At 68.8% G+C, this 14,260-nt stretch carries 14 protein-coding genes; 1 reads left to right on the top strand and 13 read right to left on the bottom strand.

Annotation, left to right across the window (positions count from 1 at the left end; translation table 11 throughout):
• Positions 1-23: 23 nt before the first annotated feature.
• The 4 genes from H0B43_RS15400 to H0B43_RS15385 are packed head-to-tail and all read right to left on the bottom strand — an operon-like array spanning position 24 to position 3,232.
• Positions 24-698, bottom strand: coding sequence for a DUF2064 domain-containing protein (locus H0B43_RS15400; RefSeq protein WP_185727131.1), 675 nt, complete (start codon positions 696-698; stop codon positions 24-26).
• Positions 695-1,369, bottom strand: coding sequence for a glycosyltransferase family 2 protein (locus H0B43_RS15395; protein WP_185727132.1), 675 nt, complete (start codon positions 1,367-1,369; stop codon positions 695-697). Before H0B43_RS15395 ends, H0B43_RS15400 begins: the two co-directional genes overlap by 4 nt.
• Positions 1,362-2,429, bottom strand: coding sequence for an NAD-dependent epimerase/dehydratase family protein (locus H0B43_RS15390; RefSeq protein ID WP_185727133.1), 1,068 nt, complete (start codon positions 2,427-2,429; stop codon positions 1,362-1,364). The genes H0B43_RS15395 and H0B43_RS15390 overlap by 8 nt, the downstream gene beginning before the upstream one ends.
• On the bottom strand, positions 2,426-3,232 hold the full coding sequence (locus H0B43_RS15385; protein ID WP_185727134.1) for an S-methyl-5'-thioadenosine phosphorylase: 807 nt from the start codon (positions 3,230-3,232) through the stop codon (positions 2,426-2,428). Before H0B43_RS15385 ends, H0B43_RS15390 begins: the two co-directional genes overlap by 4 nt.
• A 63-nt stretch (positions 3,233-3,295) precedes the next feature.
• Here H0B43_RS15385 and H0B43_RS15380 point away from each other — a divergent pair, with 63 nt between their 5' ends.
• On the top strand, positions 3,296-4,666 hold the full coding sequence (locus H0B43_RS15380) for a hypothetical protein (protein ID WP_397517512.1): 1,371 nt from the start codon (positions 3,296-3,298) through the stop codon (positions 4,664-4,666).
• Positions 4,667-4,705: 39 nt separating this feature from the next.
• On the opposite strand, the gene H0B43_RS15375 is transcribed toward H0B43_RS15380, so the two are convergent.
• From H0B43_RS15375 to H0B43_RS15335, 9 genes are all read right to left on the bottom strand, one after another.
• A complete protein-coding gene (locus H0B43_RS15375) occupies positions 4,706-5,377 on the bottom strand; it encodes a hypothetical protein (protein WP_185727135.1) in 672 nt (223 codons plus the stop codon).
• Positions 5,378-5,469: 92 nt separating this feature from the next.
• Positions 5,470-6,015 carry a methyltransferase domain-containing protein gene (locus H0B43_RS15370; RefSeq protein ID WP_213015857.1) on the bottom strand — a complete coding sequence of 182 codons (546 nt, stop codon included), beginning with the start codon at positions 6,013-6,015 and terminating at the stop codon, positions 5,470-5,472.
• A 110-nt stretch (positions 6,016-6,125) separates the two neighbouring features.
• A complete protein-coding gene (locus H0B43_RS15365) occupies positions 6,126-6,638 on the bottom strand; it encodes a hypothetical protein (RefSeq protein ID WP_185727137.1) in 513 nt (170 codons plus the stop codon).
• Position 6,639: 1 nt separating this feature from the next.
• Positions 6,640-7,890, bottom strand: coding sequence for a molybdopterin-dependent oxidoreductase (locus tag H0B43_RS15360; protein WP_185727138.1), 1,251 nt, complete (start codon positions 7,888-7,890; stop codon positions 6,640-6,642).
• A 116-nt stretch (positions 7,891-8,006) separates the two neighbouring features.
• Positions 8,007-9,212 carry a low temperature requirement protein A gene (locus H0B43_RS15355; RefSeq protein WP_185727139.1) on the bottom strand — a complete coding sequence of 402 codons (1,206 nt, stop codon included), beginning with the start codon at positions 9,210-9,212 and terminating at the stop codon, positions 8,007-8,009.
• 100 nt (positions 9,213-9,312) lie between these two features.
• Positions 9,313-10,200 carry a carbohydrate ABC transporter permease gene (locus tag H0B43_RS15350; RefSeq protein ID WP_185727140.1) on the bottom strand — a complete coding sequence of 296 codons (888 nt, stop codon included), beginning with the start codon at positions 10,198-10,200 and terminating at the stop codon, positions 9,313-9,315.
• 3 nt (positions 10,201-10,203) lie between these two features.
• A complete protein-coding gene (locus tag H0B43_RS15345; RefSeq protein ID WP_185727141.1) occupies positions 10,204-11,229 on the bottom strand; it encodes a carbohydrate ABC transporter permease in 1,026 nt (341 codons plus the stop codon).
• 13 nt (positions 11,230-11,242) lie between these two features.
• Complete coding sequence (locus H0B43_RS15340; protein ID WP_185727142.1) at positions 11,243-12,508, bottom strand: ABC transporter substrate-binding protein; 1,266 nt, start codon at positions 12,506-12,508, stop codon at positions 11,243-11,245.
• Complete coding sequence (locus H0B43_RS15335; protein ID WP_185727143.1) at positions 12,505-14,190, bottom strand: alpha-amylase family glycosyl hydrolase; 1,686 nt, start codon at positions 14,188-14,190, stop codon at positions 12,505-12,507. The genes H0B43_RS15340 and H0B43_RS15335 overlap by 4 nt, the downstream gene beginning before the upstream one ends.
• Positions 14,191-14,260: the final 70 nt, after the last annotated feature.

Below are 14,260 nucleotides of genomic sequence, written 5' to 3'. Positions count from 1 at the left end.
CATCAACGACCCGTGAGTACTTGTCAACCGCGGGCGGTTGACAAGTACTCACGGCGGAAGCGGCTGGACTCGCGACACAGGGCGGCCACCGGCGCGACGTCGGTCGCGTAGTCGACGTCGCGGAGTGTCGGCAGCGACAGCACCTCGGCGCCGGCGGCGAGCAGCGCGTCCCGGGTGAGCCGGCCGGTGTCGGGACTCGACGTGGGAACCGGGCGTATCGCCTCCGCGGCGTCCGCGTCGGGGACGCCGAGGATCCACCACCCGCCGTCTTCCGCGAGCCCGAGGACGCATCGGCCCGGCCTCTCGGTGAGCAGACCCGCCGAGTCCGCCAGCAGACCCGCGGTCACCTGCGGTGTGTCCATCCCGATCTGGAGGACGGGCAGGCCGAACGCGGCGAACGCGTCGGCGTGGGCGTTGACCAGTCGTTCGGCGAAGTCGTCACCCCGCTGCGGCACGACCGTGAAACGTCCCAGCGCGGCAGTGATGTCGGGACTTTGGACGGCTCGGTCGAGGTCGCCGGTGATCGCCACCACCCGCTGTGCGACGCGGGCGTCGAGGACGGCGTCGAGGGTGTCCAGCAGCGAGGCGGCGGCCAGGTCGGCGGCCCGGACGTCGCCGACCTCCCGGGCGAGCCGCGTCTTCGCGAAACCGGGAACCGGCGCCTTCGCGACCACGAGTACGGCGACGTCGAGACTCACCCGATCACCTTCCAGAAGTCGTGGACGGCGACGACGGTGCCCTTCAGCGAACCCGACACCTTCGACGTGCCCGCGGTGCGCGGACGGTAGGTGATGTCGCGTTCCGCGACCCGCCAGTGGGCGCGGCCTGCGAGGACGAGGAGTTGCAGGGGATAGCCGGACCTGCGGTCGGTGACACCCAGGTCGAGGAGGTCCTGCCTGCGCACGGCTCGCATGGCCCCGATGTCGTGAATGGGCAGCCCGTACCGGCGCCGAAGGCGTGCGGCGAGGACGGCGTTGCCGATTCTGCTGTGCAGCGGCCAGGTTCCGCGCCGGTCGGCCCGCCGCCGTCCCACCGCGAGATCGGCGCCAGAGTTCAGTGCTGCCACCAGTTCCGGGAGATCGCCGGGGTCCATCGAACCGTCCCCGTCCAGCACACAGACCGCGGTCGTGCGGGCCGCGAGCACCCCGGCGTGCACGGCCGCACCGTAGCCGGGGACCTGCTCCCGGACGACCGACGCACCGTGGTCGCGCGCGACGGCGGCGGTTCCGTCGGTGGAGTTGTTGTCCACCACCATCGTCCGATAGTCGTGGGGTACCGCTGCCAGCACCCCGGGCAGGGATCCGGCCTCGTTCATGCACGGGATCACCACGGTGACGTCCGGCGGAGTGATCGGGGCACGCTCAGACACAGGGAGGTCCTGCCGCCGCCGCGTTCCGCAGGGGTGCGTGCGCGAACGCCGCGATTCCCTCGGCGGGCATGATGCGTGCCCGGAACCCCAGTTTCTCTCTGGCCGAACGGGGATTGGCGACGATGTGCCGCACGTCGCCGGGACGGTACTCGCTGGTGACGAGGGGCGCGGGGCCGCCGCAGGCTCGAGCGAGGGTGGCGGCCACCTCGCCGATTGTGATCGGTTGTCCCGAGCACACATTGAACGCCGAGAACCCCGGCAGTGCGCGGTCGACCGCGGCCACGTTCGCCGCCGCGACGTCGCGGACGTGCACGAAGTCCCGCGTCTGCCGGCCGTCCTCGAATACGCGCGGTGGTTCGCCGGCTTCGAGGGAGGACCGGAACATCGCGGCGACACCGGAGTACGGGGTGTTGCGCGGCATGTGGTCGCCGTATACGTTGTGGTACCGCAGCGCCGTCACCGAACCGCCGGTGGCCAGCGACCACGCGAGGGCATAGTTTTCCTGCGCGACCTTGCTGGCGGCGTAGAGGCTACGTGGCCGCAGCGGCGAATCTTCCTCCACCAGTGCCCAATCGAGCGGCTCACCGGTCTCCGGGTCCGCATCGTCGAAGATTCCCGCGTCGAGGTCCGCGCGCCTGCGGGGCGCGGGAGTCACCAACTCGCCCCGTGCGTTGCGGTACCGCCCCTCCCCGTACACGACCATGGACGAGGCGAGTACCAATCTATTGCAACCGGATTCGTGCATCGCCGCCAGCAGTGTCGCCGTACCGAAATCGTTGTGGCTGGCGTAGGCAGGTGCGTCGCCGGCATCCACCCCGGCCCCGACGACTGCGGCCTGATGGCACACCACGTCGACGCCCCGCAGCAGCGCCGTCAGCGCGGGAAGGTCGCGGACGTCGGCGCGCCGGACCCCGTCCGGTGGTTCGGCGTCGGCCCCGTGCGCGGAAGGCAGCAGTGCGTCGACGGGCACGACGTCGAAACCGGCGTCGCTCAGCGCACCGCGAACGTGCCCGCCGATGAATCCGGCTGCGCCCGTAAGCAGTACCCGCGCACAGGTCACGGCAACTCGATCGGCAGGGTCACGTCCTCATGGGCGCGGCAGGCTTCGCAGGGCCCCTCGGGGGCCGCGGCGATCGCCGACCGCACCAGCGTCTTCAGCGACCCCAGGTTGCGCTCGAACTCGGCGAACACGTCGACCGCGCGCACCCCGGCCCCCGCCTCGATGCCCGCATCCAGATCGGTGACCAGAGCGACGGTGGCGTAACACATCTCGAGTTCGCGAGCGAGAACCGCCTCGGGGTGGCCCGTCATGTTGACCAGCGTCCAGCCCTGCCGGGCGAACCAGACGCTCTCCGCGCGGGTGGAGAATCGCGGTCCCTCCACCACCACCAGCACTCCGCCCTCCACGGTGCCCGGCCGGGAGGCGGCCTTGCGCAGGTCGTCGCAGTACGGGTCGGCGAATTGGACGTGCACACCGCCGCCGTCGAAATACGTCTGCGCGCGACCGCTGGTGCGATCGACCAGTTGGTCGGGTACGACCATCGCCCCCGGACCGAGGTCGGGGGTGAGGCTGCCGGCGGCGCACGGTGCGAACACCTGCCGCACGCCCAGCATCCGCAGCGCCCACAGGTTCGCGCGGTAGGGGATCGTGTGGGGTGCGAATTCGTGCTGCACGCCGTGCCGGGGAAGGAACGCGACCCGTCTGCCCTCGACGTCTCCCACCGTGATCGGGGCGCTGGGGCTGCCGTACGGCGTGTCGATCGTGACTTCCGCGGCTCCCTCGTCGAAGAACGAGTAGAAGCCGCTCCCTCCGATCACGGCGACGTCCGCGCGGGGCGTGCCGGGTGAACTCGTTGCGGTCATACGCTCCATCCTCCGTCGTTATGCTGGGCGCGAGTGCGACTTTCGCCGAAAGGAGATGACGTCATCGGATCTCCACCACGCGCCGAGGAGCGGAACTTTCTCTACCGCGACTTCGCCGGCGCCGGGCTCGCCCTGGTACTCGTGGTGGTCGCGTTCGTCGTTCCCCGCCTCGGAAACGAGACGATCACCCCCATCGTCCACCGCACGGCGAAGAGTGTGCGGGACTTCGCGGACGCGGCGCCGCTGTTCGGATTCCGCGACGTCCACGTGGGGTGGGGGACGCCCGTCGCGATCGCCCTCGCGGTGGCGGTCGTCGTATGGGGGCCCGGGCTGGCGCAGACGCTGTCGTGGCGCCCTCTCACCGTCGGCGTGTGGTTCGTGTCCGCGGCGTGGGCGATGGCGCTCGCGCTGGTCGACGGCTGGCAGCGGGGGTTCGTCGGCCGCCTGACCTCCACCGACGAGTATCTGCACGAGGTCCCGGGCATCACCGACATCCCGGCGACTCTGCGGGGCTTCGCGGATCGGATCCTGGACCACCAGCCCGATTCGTGGACCACGCACGTGTCCGGGCATCCGCCCGGTGCGCTGCTGACGTTCGTGTGGCTCGACCGGATCGGGCTCGGCGGCGGGGTGTGGGCGTCCGCGTTGTGCGTGGCGGTCGGGTCGAGTGCCGGCGCCGCCGTGATCGTCGCCGTCCGCGCGCTCGGTGACGAGGTGACGGCTCGCCGGGCGGCGCCGTTCCTCGCCCTCGCTCCGGCCGCGATCTGGGTGGCCGTGTCGGCGGACGCGCTGTTCGCCGGGGTCGTGGCGTGGGGGGTCGCCCTGCTCGCGCTGTCGGCGGGGCGCGCCGTCCGGCACCCCGGTGCGGTCGCCGTCGCTGCCGGCGTGCTGCTCGGGTTCGGCGTCTACCTCAGTTACGGACTCGGTCTGATGGCGATACCGGCCGTCGCGGTCCTGGTGATCGCCCGCACCGCCCGACCGCTGGCGGGAGCGCTGGTCGGGGCAGTCGCGGTGGCGGCCGTCTTCACGGCGTACGGATTCTGGTGGTTCGACGGCTACAACCTGGTCCAGGAACGTTACTACCAGGGCATCGCATCGGATCGCCCGTTCGCGTACTGGGGATGGGCGAACTTCGCCTCCCTCGTCTGCGCCGTCGGCCTGGCGGTGCCCGCCGCGCTGCCCCGGGCGTTCGCGTGGTCGCGGATCCGGGCGCTGTCGCCGGTCCCCGTCCTCGTGCTGTCGGCGCTCCTGGCGGTGGTGATCGCCGACCTGAGCGCGTTGAGCAAGGCCGAGACCGAGCGGATCTGGCTGCCGTTCGAGATGTGGCTCCTGGCCGCCCCCGCACTCCTGCCGAGGGGCAGCCATCGGTTCTGGCTTGCGGTGCAGGCTCTCGGGGCGCTGGCCGTCAACCATCTGGTGTTCACCAACTGGTGACGACCGGCGCGTCCGAGTTGCCATTTCGCGGGCCGGCGATCACTTGGTGGCGATCGTGATGGTGGCGACACCGACGAGCAGGCCCGGCGTCACGGCATCCGTCTTGAACGTCTGGTTGAGCAGACCGGCCGCATCCGCCGACATCTTCACCTCGGTTCCCTGCAGGATCGCGGTGTCGTTCGGACCCGTCTGCAGGGGCTTCAACGTGCGACCGTTGAGATCGAACAACACCACATCGGTGGCGGCCGAGGCACCGTTGACGCTCACGTCACCGGTGAGGAGTGAGGTGCCGGGGTCGATCGTGAAATCGGTCAGCTCGACCGTGGTTCCCGGTGCGGCGAGCGACAATCCGCTGCCGTCGTGCATGATTTCGCCCTGAACGTAGGGGTCGACCGTGCCCGGCTCCCAATACTTCACGTTGCCGCCCGTGATGGGGAAGCTGACCGACCCGTCGGCGAGGGTTGCCGTTCCCACCACCCCGGGTGTGAGACCGAGGGTCGTCAGCGCGCCGGTGAATCCGGGATCGAGTGCGACGGCGGTACTGACGCCGGTCAGGTTGTCGACCTGTGCGGCGGGTTCGGGCTGTGTGGAAGTCGCTGCTGCGCTGGTGGCCGCGGACGTACTCGAATCGTTGCTCGAACATGCGGCCAGCGGGGCGAATGCCAGTGCGCCGATGGCCGCGGTGACGAGTGCATTTCGATAGTTCGACATGATGATCAAACAACCTTTCCTGCGGAAGGGGTTTCGGGTGGATGTTCACTAGGTATTCGACGCAACTCCCACATCGGATGGGAGAGAGTGCCCTACGCCCGTTCCATCCGCACGAAATACCGATTCGCGTGGTCGAGAACGTCGATCACGCGAAGTCCGGCCGCACGTGCGACCGCGGCCATGGCCGTGACCCCGACGCTCGCCCAGGCGAACCACTCCCCGACGAGATGTTCCGTCTCCCACCGCAGGAGGTCGTAGCGGACGTCGGGGATGGTCGGCGGATCCACCTCCGCGATCACAATTCCGTGTGGTTGCAGCAGTTCTCGCGCGCGGCGAAGCACCCGGACCGGTTCTCCGCCGATGCCGATGTTGCCGTCGGCGAGGAGCACCCTGTCCCAGTGGCCGGAGCGCGGCAGCGGCGCGAAGATGTCCCGATGCAACGCGAGACCTCCGCGTCGGATCGTCAATTGGACTGCAGTGAACGAGGAGTCGACACCCAGCGCCGTGACACCGGCGGCCACGAGCGCCGCGGTGAGCCGGCCCGGACCGCACCCCAGATCGACGGTGGGGCCGCGACACCCGGTGAGCATGATCCGGTCGGCGATCCGGTCGGAGAGGGAGGACGCGTCGCCGCCCATCCACCGGTCGAGCGGCAGGGCCCGGCGCGTTCCCCGCGCATCACGCACCCAGCACGGCAGCCCCGCCGACGCCCGTCGCAGCAGAAGGTCCGTGGAGACGTCGGGTCTCCTCACGATCCCCGCACCCCGTCACCGGTGGTGCGGGACAGCGCGAGTCGGACGGCATACGCCACGGCGGACACCGCGAAGAATGCGGCGGTGAGCAGAAGCCAGCGGCCCTGGAACGGTTCCTGCGTCAACCCCGTCGCCGCGACATACGAGTCGGCGCCCTGCCCGATGATCCCCGGCAGGAACAGCAGCAGCGTGAGCCCGGACGCGAGCGCCGGAATGCGAATGTAGTTCAACGCCGGAACCGACCGGGGTCGCGGGCGTCTGCGACCCCGCATCGCGTCGAGGCCGGCGCTCAGGGATCGGTCGGCGAGCGCGTACAGCGGAAACAGCACGAGGTCGTGGGCGATCACCGCGCCGAGAAACCACACGGCGATCGACTTCCACCACGCGTCCGGATTCCACAGCGTGTCCGGGCCCACCACCACGACCGCGTAACCCGCGAGTGCGAAACTGAACAGCACGGCCAACAGGTGCAGAGGGTTGGCGCCGTAGAACCGGGCGAACCGATTCATCTCACGCCTCCCGGAATTCGATGGCCTGCACCCACTTGGTGTTGTGGACGCCGGGCAGGGCGGGGACGATGATGCGGGCGGGATAGCCGTGGTCGAGGGACAGTTCCGCGCCGTTGACGGCGAGGGCGAGAAGCGCGTCGGCGTCCCGCACCTGATCCGCGGTGAGCACCGCCTGGTTGAATGCGCCGGACCGTTCCAGCGACGTCACCTTCGCCGAACCGATCGTCGTCACCCCGGCGGCCGCCGCGAGATCGCGGAGCCGGACGCCGGTCCACGTCTCCGTGGTGGACCATCCCTCGACACACGCGATGGGGAGCGACGCGCTGTGCAGTGTCATCGCGTGCAGTTGATTCCGGCTCAGCTGCACCGGTTCCGCACCACCCGTCACCGACAGCCGCCAGGTGTCGCCCGTCTGCTCCGGGGTGATCTGCGCGGCCGCTGCGGTGCGGTTGATCTGAAAGTCATTGGGACCGTTGCCGTACGAGCGGCCTCGGGGGAGCAGCAGCGCGGCGTTGCGCAGGAATCCGCCGGTGGTCTGCCCGGCCGACAGGACGGCGACGAGGACGGCGCCGCCGCCGACCAGGGCGAGGGCGCCGCGTCGGCTCATCGTCGGCGGGGTCGGATCGTCGGCGACGAGACCGTTCTCGTCCGGCGGTTCGGGCAGTGTGTCTGCGCGGGACGTGCGCAGCACGGCGCGGAACGAACGCGACCGCAGCGACCGCACCATCAACGGCACCTTCAGCACGGTGTGCGTCACGAAGCCGGCAATGAACACCCAGGCGCCCCAGTAGTGGGCGGTGTAGAAGTCGAAGCCGAAGATGTAGTCGTACTGGATGTTCAGTACGCCGGTGATGATCTCGAACAGTGCACCGCCGACCAGGGCGATCAACGACAGCCGCTCGAGAGCCTGGGCCGCCGACCGCACCGGCGGGAACACGAACAGTTTGGGGATCACCGACCACAGCTTGGCGAGCACGATCGGGATCAGGACCAGTCCCAGACCGACGTGCAACCCCTGCGTCAGCCGGTACAGCCACGACGGCCGGGTGGGCCAGGCGAAGTACGGAAGGTGTAGCCATCCGACGTCGCCCGGCCGGGCCTGCCCGAACTGCGGTCCGTACGCGACGTACGACAGCAGGCCCGTGACGATGACGACGGGCAGACCGATCAGCAGGACGAGGCCGAACACCGAGGTCAGCCACGGTCCGCGCAACGGACTGCGGAGCCGGGGGCCGCGAGAGTGGTCGGTCATGATGTATCAATCCCTCCGGCTCGATCGTCTCGAGCCTCAGAGGTAATTCGGTGCAGCCTGGGCGCCGGACTGCTTCGCCCGTGAGTACTTGTCAACCGCCGGGCGTCGACAAGTACTCACGGATGGCCGTGCCGGATCTCGTCCCGGGGCTGGTCGTAGCGCACCATCTCGTATCCGATCATCGCGAACAGGACCGCGGTGAGCACCCCGAGGGTGGCGAGGGCCGGGATGTGCCAGACGACGGGTATCAACGCGATCAGCACGATCGCCGTCACGACCCGCGGCACGGTGACCGACCTCGTCGCGTACGCCTTGAAGGCGACCAGCGCCAGCAGGTACAGCGCCGCGCCGCCGAACAGCGCGACCAGCGGCCAGCCGTACAGCGGGTCGGTGAGCCGGTGATGGTTGCCGTCACCGACGTAGGACAGGATCTTCTTCAGCCCCAACGACAGCATGACGATCCCGATCACCATCGGCAGGTGCAGGAAGCTGTAGCAGTTGCGGGCGATCTTGATCTGACGCGCACCGGTTGCCTCCTCGAACGCGTGTTCCACGGCCAACGACGTGACGTCGAAGTACGACCACCACAACAGTCCCGAAATCGCGAGACCCAGCAACGAGGCGACGATGATCGCCCAGGAGATCGGCAGGCTGGCGACGCCGATGCCGATCGACACGATCGACTCACCCAGCGCGACGATGACGATGAGCCCGTGCCGTTCGGCGAAGTGACTCACCGATCGCAACCGCCAGTCGGTGCCGCCGACGAGGGTGCCGATGTAGTCGCCGGCGAGAGCCAGGATCCACATCACTGTCTGCGCCGTCCCCGACAGTTGCGACGCGACGAGCAGGAACACGGTGCCGGTGACCATGCTCGGTGCGAAGCGCAGCACCTGGCCGCGCAGTTGCGGGTCGGTGCGGCTGATGACCCAGAACATCACCAGGTGCAGCAACCGGACCACGAAGTAGCCGAGCGCGAAGATGACGGGACCGTCGAGTCCGCCCGGCAGGTCGTCGAACGCCTCCGGGATCGTCAACGCGGTGACGAACATGGCGCCCATCGCACCGAACATCACCACCCGCACGATGCCCTCGTCGGCGCGCACGAGGTTGCAGAGCCAGGCGTACCCCACCCAGCTCCACCACAGCACGGCCATCACGAGTGCGCCGCGCAGCAGATTGACCCCGGTGGGATCGTCGGCCATCAGATCGGTGACGCGGGTCAGAGCGAAGACGAAGACGAGGTCGAAGAACAGCTCGAGCGGCGACACCGACGCTCGTTCTTCGACGAGGCGGGGACGCAAACGATGGGCGAAGGTCACAGGGAGAATGCTGCCACCGGAGGGCGGCGCAGGGAAGTCGGCCCGTGAGTACTTGTTGACGTCGGGCGGTTGACGAGTACTCACGGGTGGCGGAGCCGCACTACTTGACGCCGCCGGCGGTGAGGCCGGACACGATGCGCCGCTGGAGCAGCAGGACGATGATGACGAGGGGGATGGTGACGACGGTGCCCGCGGCCATCACGGACGTGAAGGGTTCCTCGTGCGGTTTGCTTCCGGCGAATTGTGCGATGGCGACGGTGGCCGGCTGGGTGATGTCGTTGGACAGCTGACTGGAGATCAGGTATTCGTTCCACGACGCGATGAACGCGAGAATCGCGGTGGTGAACAGTCCAGGTGCGGCCAAGGGCAGCAACACCATTCGGAATGCCTGGCGCCTGCTGGCCCCGTCGATCCGGGCGGCCTCCTCGAGTTCCCACGGCAACTCCTTGAAGAAGGCCGTGAGGGTGTAGATGGTGAGGGGCAGCACGAACGAGATGTTCGGGACGATCAGCGCCTGGTACGTGCCGAACCAGCCCAGGGACGTGAACAGCTGGAACAGCGGTGTCAGGACGGCGACACCGGGGAACATCGACGCGGCCAGGATGATTCCGAGGACGACGTGCTTGCCCCGGAACTGCAACCGCGCCAGCGCGTACGCGGTGCCGATGCCGACCACGAGGCCGATCAGTGTGGTGACGGCGCCGATGATCGTGCTGTTGACGAGCGCTCTGCCGAAGTGGTTGCCCACGTCCGTGGAGAACACGCTCGCGAAGTTCTCCAGCGTGACGTGGGTGGGCCACGGGGTGGTGTCGAACGTGTAGTCGGAGTGCCGGAAGGCGGTGACGACCATCCAGTAGACGGGGGCCAGACCCCAGACGACGATCACCGCCAGGCCCAGGTAGTTGCGGAGGGATGCGAGCGACGGTCCCCGGCGCCGGCGTGCCACCGTGGGCCGGGGCATCCCCGGTGTGACGACTGCTGTGGACATGGGTCAGGCCTTTCGCTGCTGCTCTTGGGTGTCGATCACGTTGACGCCCATCACCTTCACCAGTGCGTACGCGACGGCGAAGATGAACAGGAATGTGATCGTGGAGAGGGCGGACGCGCTGTTGAAACCCTGGCGCATCTGGTCGATCACCAGGATCGACAGTGTGGTGGTGGCGGTGCCGTCGCCGCCACCACCGCCGGTGAGGATCGCCGGGAGGTCGTAGATCCGCAGGACGTCGAGCACGCGGAACAGGACTGCCACGAGGATGGCCGGCTTGATGAGGGGCAGCGTGATCGACCGGAACCGCTGCCACGCGCCGGCGCCGTCCATGCGCGCCGCCTCGTACACCTCGGCGGGCACCATCTGCAGTCCGGCGAGGATCAGCAACGCCACGAACGGTGTGGTCTTCCAGGCGTCGGCGATGACGACGGCGAACCGGGCCGGCCACGTGTCACCCGTCCACAGGATCTCCGTGCCGAGCAGTTTATTGGCGATGCCGTCGTAGGCGAAGACGAAGTACCACAACTTCGCGGTGACGGCGGTCGGGATGGCCCAGGCCACGAGGATGCTGGTGCGCAGCAGTGCCCGACCGCGGAACGCCCGGTTCATGATGGTGGCGAACCACAACCCCAGCGCCACCTCGATGGCAACCGTGACGACGGTGAAGAACACGGTGACCCACATCGACTGCCAGAAAAGCGATCCCAGCGTGCCGCCGGGGCAGGACACGGAGGCGCCGGTCGTGTCGGTGCACCGCTGGAACAGCCAGTGCGTGTAGTTCGACAACCCCGCGAAACCCTGGTCGACGAACTTGCCGGTGGCGGGGTCGATCGTCGGGTCCTTGAACAGCGACATCACCATCGCGCTGAGCACCGGGTACAGGACGACGATGCCCAGCAGGATCATGGTCGGCAGGATCAGGAGCATCGCTGCCGTGCTGCGTCCCTTCCGGGGCCGTGGAGGCGTGTCGTACGAATCTTGTTGTGGGACAGATTTGGTTGTCTGTTCCGAGAGTTCGGAAACGGTCATCGTCTTGACTCCTCTAGGACCCGGCCGCGGCGATCGCGGACTGGATGTCGGCGGCGGCCTGGTCCACCGTCTTCTCGCCTTTGATCGCGGCGTAGGCGTTGTTCTGCACGGCCCGGGTGACCGCGGGGTAGAAGGGGGTGACCGGCCGGGTCACGGCATTCTCGATCGACGTCTTCAACGTGGGGAGGTAGGGATACTGCGCGATCAGTTCCGGGTCGTCATAGACGTCGGCGCGGACGGGGGCGAGCGATCCCTGAGAGAGGAAGAATGCCTGAGATTTCCTCTCGAGGAAGAACTTCAGGAAATCGGAGGCGGTGGCCTTGTGTTCCGAGTAGACGTTGATCGCGGCACTGTGCCCGCCGAGCGTCGAGTGGCCGGGCCCGTTCTTCCCCGGCAGCGGTGCCACCGCGAACTTGCCCGACACCGCGGAACCACCCTGACCGTCCATCAGGCTGTATGCGTACGGCCAGTTACGCATGAACATCAGGTTGCCGCTCTGGAACGCCTGCCGGGCCTGCTCTTCCTGGAACGTCACGGATTCGCGGGGGATGGCACCGGAACGGTAGGCGTCGACGAGCGACTGCAGGCCGGCCTTCGCCTCCGGGGCGGTCATCGTGGGGGTCACGCCGTCCGGGCCGAGGATCGATCCGCCGGCCGTGTTGACGGCCTCGGACGTGTTGACGGTGAGCCCCTCGTACTTGGCGTACTGCCCGGCGTAGCAACCGATTCCGGCGTGCTGCGCCGTCCCGCACGAGCCGATCAGCTCGTCCCAGGTGGCGGGCGGACGGTCCGTCAGGTCGGTGCGGTAGTAGAGCAGGGCGCCGTCGCTGGTCTGCGGTGCCGCGTACAGGACGTCGCCGTACGTGGCCCCCGCGACCGTCGCCGGGAGCAGGCCGGACGTGTCGATCGCCATCGGCCCCTCGAGAGGTTGCAACCACCCGCGGGCCGCGAACTCGGCGGTCCACACGACGTCGACGACCGCGACGTCGTATCCGGAGTCACGCGACTGGAAGTGCTGCACCAGGTCCTCGTGCTGCTGGTCGGCCTGGTCGGACTGCTCCTTGAACGTCACCTCCTCGCCGGGGTGGGTGGCGTTCCACTCGTCGATCAGCGGCCGGACGACGTTCGAGTTGTCCTTGCCCTGCACGTAGGTGATGGGCCCGCGACCGTCGAGGTTCTGCTTCTCCGCCTGCGCGGCCGCGTCGATGCCCTGATCGGCGCAGGACGTCGCCGCGAACAGGACACCGACGGCCACCGCGGCGGCGGCAAAGCGCTTCATCGTGATTCACCCGTGCCCGGTTCCGACAGCCACACTGCGGCGTCGGACGGGAGGACTCCGCCGGTGATGCCGGCGACGGAACCGAGAATCACGGTCGACCCGGCGGGAAGGGCGATCGGTTCGGTGCCGGTGTTCACCCAGCACTGGACTGCGCCGCGCGCGAAGGCCAGCACGTCCCGCGGCGAGTCGAGCCACGCGACGCCGTGCGCGGTGTCGAAGAACTCGCGTCGCAGCTCCAGTGCCTCGCGGTACAGCGTGAGGAACGACTCGGGGTGACCGGCCTGCGCCTCCGCCGTGTGCGGGGCCCAGTGTCCGGGCTGCGGGAGCCAGGTGTCCTCCTCCGCGTCGAACGGCGAGAATCCGTACGGCACTGCGTCGTTCGACCACGGGATCGGCACCCGGCAGCCGTCGCGGCCGCAGTCGGTGAACCCGGTCTGGAACCACGTCGGGTCCTGCCGGACGTCGTCGGGAAGGTCCTCGACCTCTTCCAGTCCGAGTTCCTCACCCTGATAGATGTAAGCGGTGCCCGGCAACGCCAGTTGCAGCAGCGCGGCCGCGCGGGCGCGGCGCCTGCCCAATTCGTGGTTCGGCTCCTCACGCGCCCAGCGGGCGCGTTCCCAGTCGGTCTCCACCAGGTGGTCGGGCTGGGAGCGTGCGTAGCGGGTGACGGTGCGGGGCACGTCGTGGTTGGACAGCACCCACGTGGCCGGGGCGCCGACGGTGGCCGCCTGCTCCAGCGCGTCGTCGATCACCGCGCGGATGCTCGCCGAACGCCAGGGGGCGCGCAGGAAGTCGAACTGGAACGCGGTGTGCAGTTCGTCGGGGCGCAGGTAGCGGGCCAGGCGGTCGTTGCCGGGCACCCAGGCCTCGGCGACGAAGACGCGGTCGGCGTACGCGTCGGCGACGGCCCGCCAGCCCCGGTACACCTCGTGGACGGCATCCTGGTCCCACGCGGGGTGGGGATCGGTGTGCTGCGAACCGGGAAGGCGCTCACCGGCATCGGGGAGTGCGGGATCCTTGGCCAGGCCGTGGGCGACGTCGATCCGGAAGCCGTCGACGCCCTTGTCGAACCAGAAGCGCAGGATGTCCTCGAACTCCGCCCGGACCTCCGGGTGGTCCCAGTTCAGGTCGGGCTGCGCGGGAGCGAACAGGTGCAGGTACCACTCGCCGGTGTCGAGGCGGCTCCACGCGGGACCGCCGAACGCGCTCTGCCAGTCGTTGGGCGGCTCGTCACCGGCCGGACCGCGACCCGGCCGGAAGATGTAGCGGTCGCGGGCTCCGGGCTCGTCGCGCAGCGCCGCCTCGAACCAGCGGTGCTCATTGGAGGTGTGGTTGGGCACGATGTCGAGGATCACGCGGATCCCGAACTCGTGGGCCTCGGCGATGAACGCCTCCCCCTCGGCGAGCGTGCCGTAGGACGGCTCGATGTCGCGGAAGTCGGCCACGTCGTAGCCGGCGTCGGCCATCGGCGACGGGTACCAGGGGTTGATCCACACGGCGTCGACGCCGAGGTCGGCGAGGTAGGGCAGCTTGGATCGCAATCCGGTGAGATCGCCGATGCCGTCACCGTTCCCGTCGGCGAAGCTGCGGATGTAGACCTGGTAGACGACGGCGGTCTTCCACCAGGCTTCGGGGTGCCGGCTCGCGACGGTGGTGGCGGTCGACTCCACGGACTGGGTCATCGAATCTCCTCGGTGCGGGGACGGGATGGGGGAATGTGATGCGTAAACGTTTGCGTAAAGAGCGTGAGGC

The sequence above is a fragment of the Rhodococcus sp. 4CII genome (assembly GCF_014256275.1).
Lineage (GTDB): Bacteria > Actinomycetota > Actinomycetes > Mycobacteriales > Mycobacteriaceae > Rhodococcus_F > Rhodococcus_F wratislaviensis_A.
This window is presented reverse-complemented; position numbering and strand designations above follow the sequence as displayed.

Excerpts from the sequence above, each read along its gene's own strand:
- H0B43_RS15365 (WP_185727137.1), bottom strand. The coding sequence starts at position 6,638 with ATGAATCGGTTCGCCCGGTTCTACGGCGCCAACCCTCTGCACCTGTTG.
- H0B43_RS15375 (WP_185727135.1), bottom strand. The coding sequence starts at position 5,377 with ATGTCGAACTATCGAAATGCACTCGTCACCGCGGCCATCGGCGCACTG.
- H0B43_RS15350 (WP_185727140.1), bottom strand. The coding sequence starts at position 10,200 with ATGTCCACAGCAGTCGTCACACCGGGGATGCCCCGGCCCACGGTGGCA.
- H0B43_RS15385 (WP_185727134.1), bottom strand. The coding sequence starts at position 3,232 with ATGACCGCAACGAGTTCACCCGGCACGCCCCGCGCGGACGTCGCCGTG.
- H0B43_RS15340 (WP_185727142.1), bottom strand. The coding sequence starts at position 12,508 with ATGAAGCGCTTTGCCGCCGCCGCGGTGGCCGTCGGTGTCCTGTTCGCG.
- H0B43_RS15335 (WP_185727143.1), bottom strand. The coding sequence starts at position 14,190 with ATGACCCAGTCCGTGGAGTCGACCGCCACCACCGTCGCGAGCCGGCAC.
- H0B43_RS15370 (WP_213015857.1), bottom strand. The coding sequence starts at position 6,015 with ATGGGCGGCGACGCGTCCTCCCTCTCCGACCGGATCGCCGACCGGATC.
- H0B43_RS15360 (WP_185727138.1), bottom strand. The coding sequence starts at position 7,890 with ATGACCGACCACTCTCGCGGCCCCCGGCTCCGCAGTCCGTTGCGCGGA.
- H0B43_RS15345 (WP_185727141.1), bottom strand. The coding sequence starts at position 11,229 with ATGACCGTTTCCGAACTCTCGGAACAGACAACCAAATCTGTCCCACAA.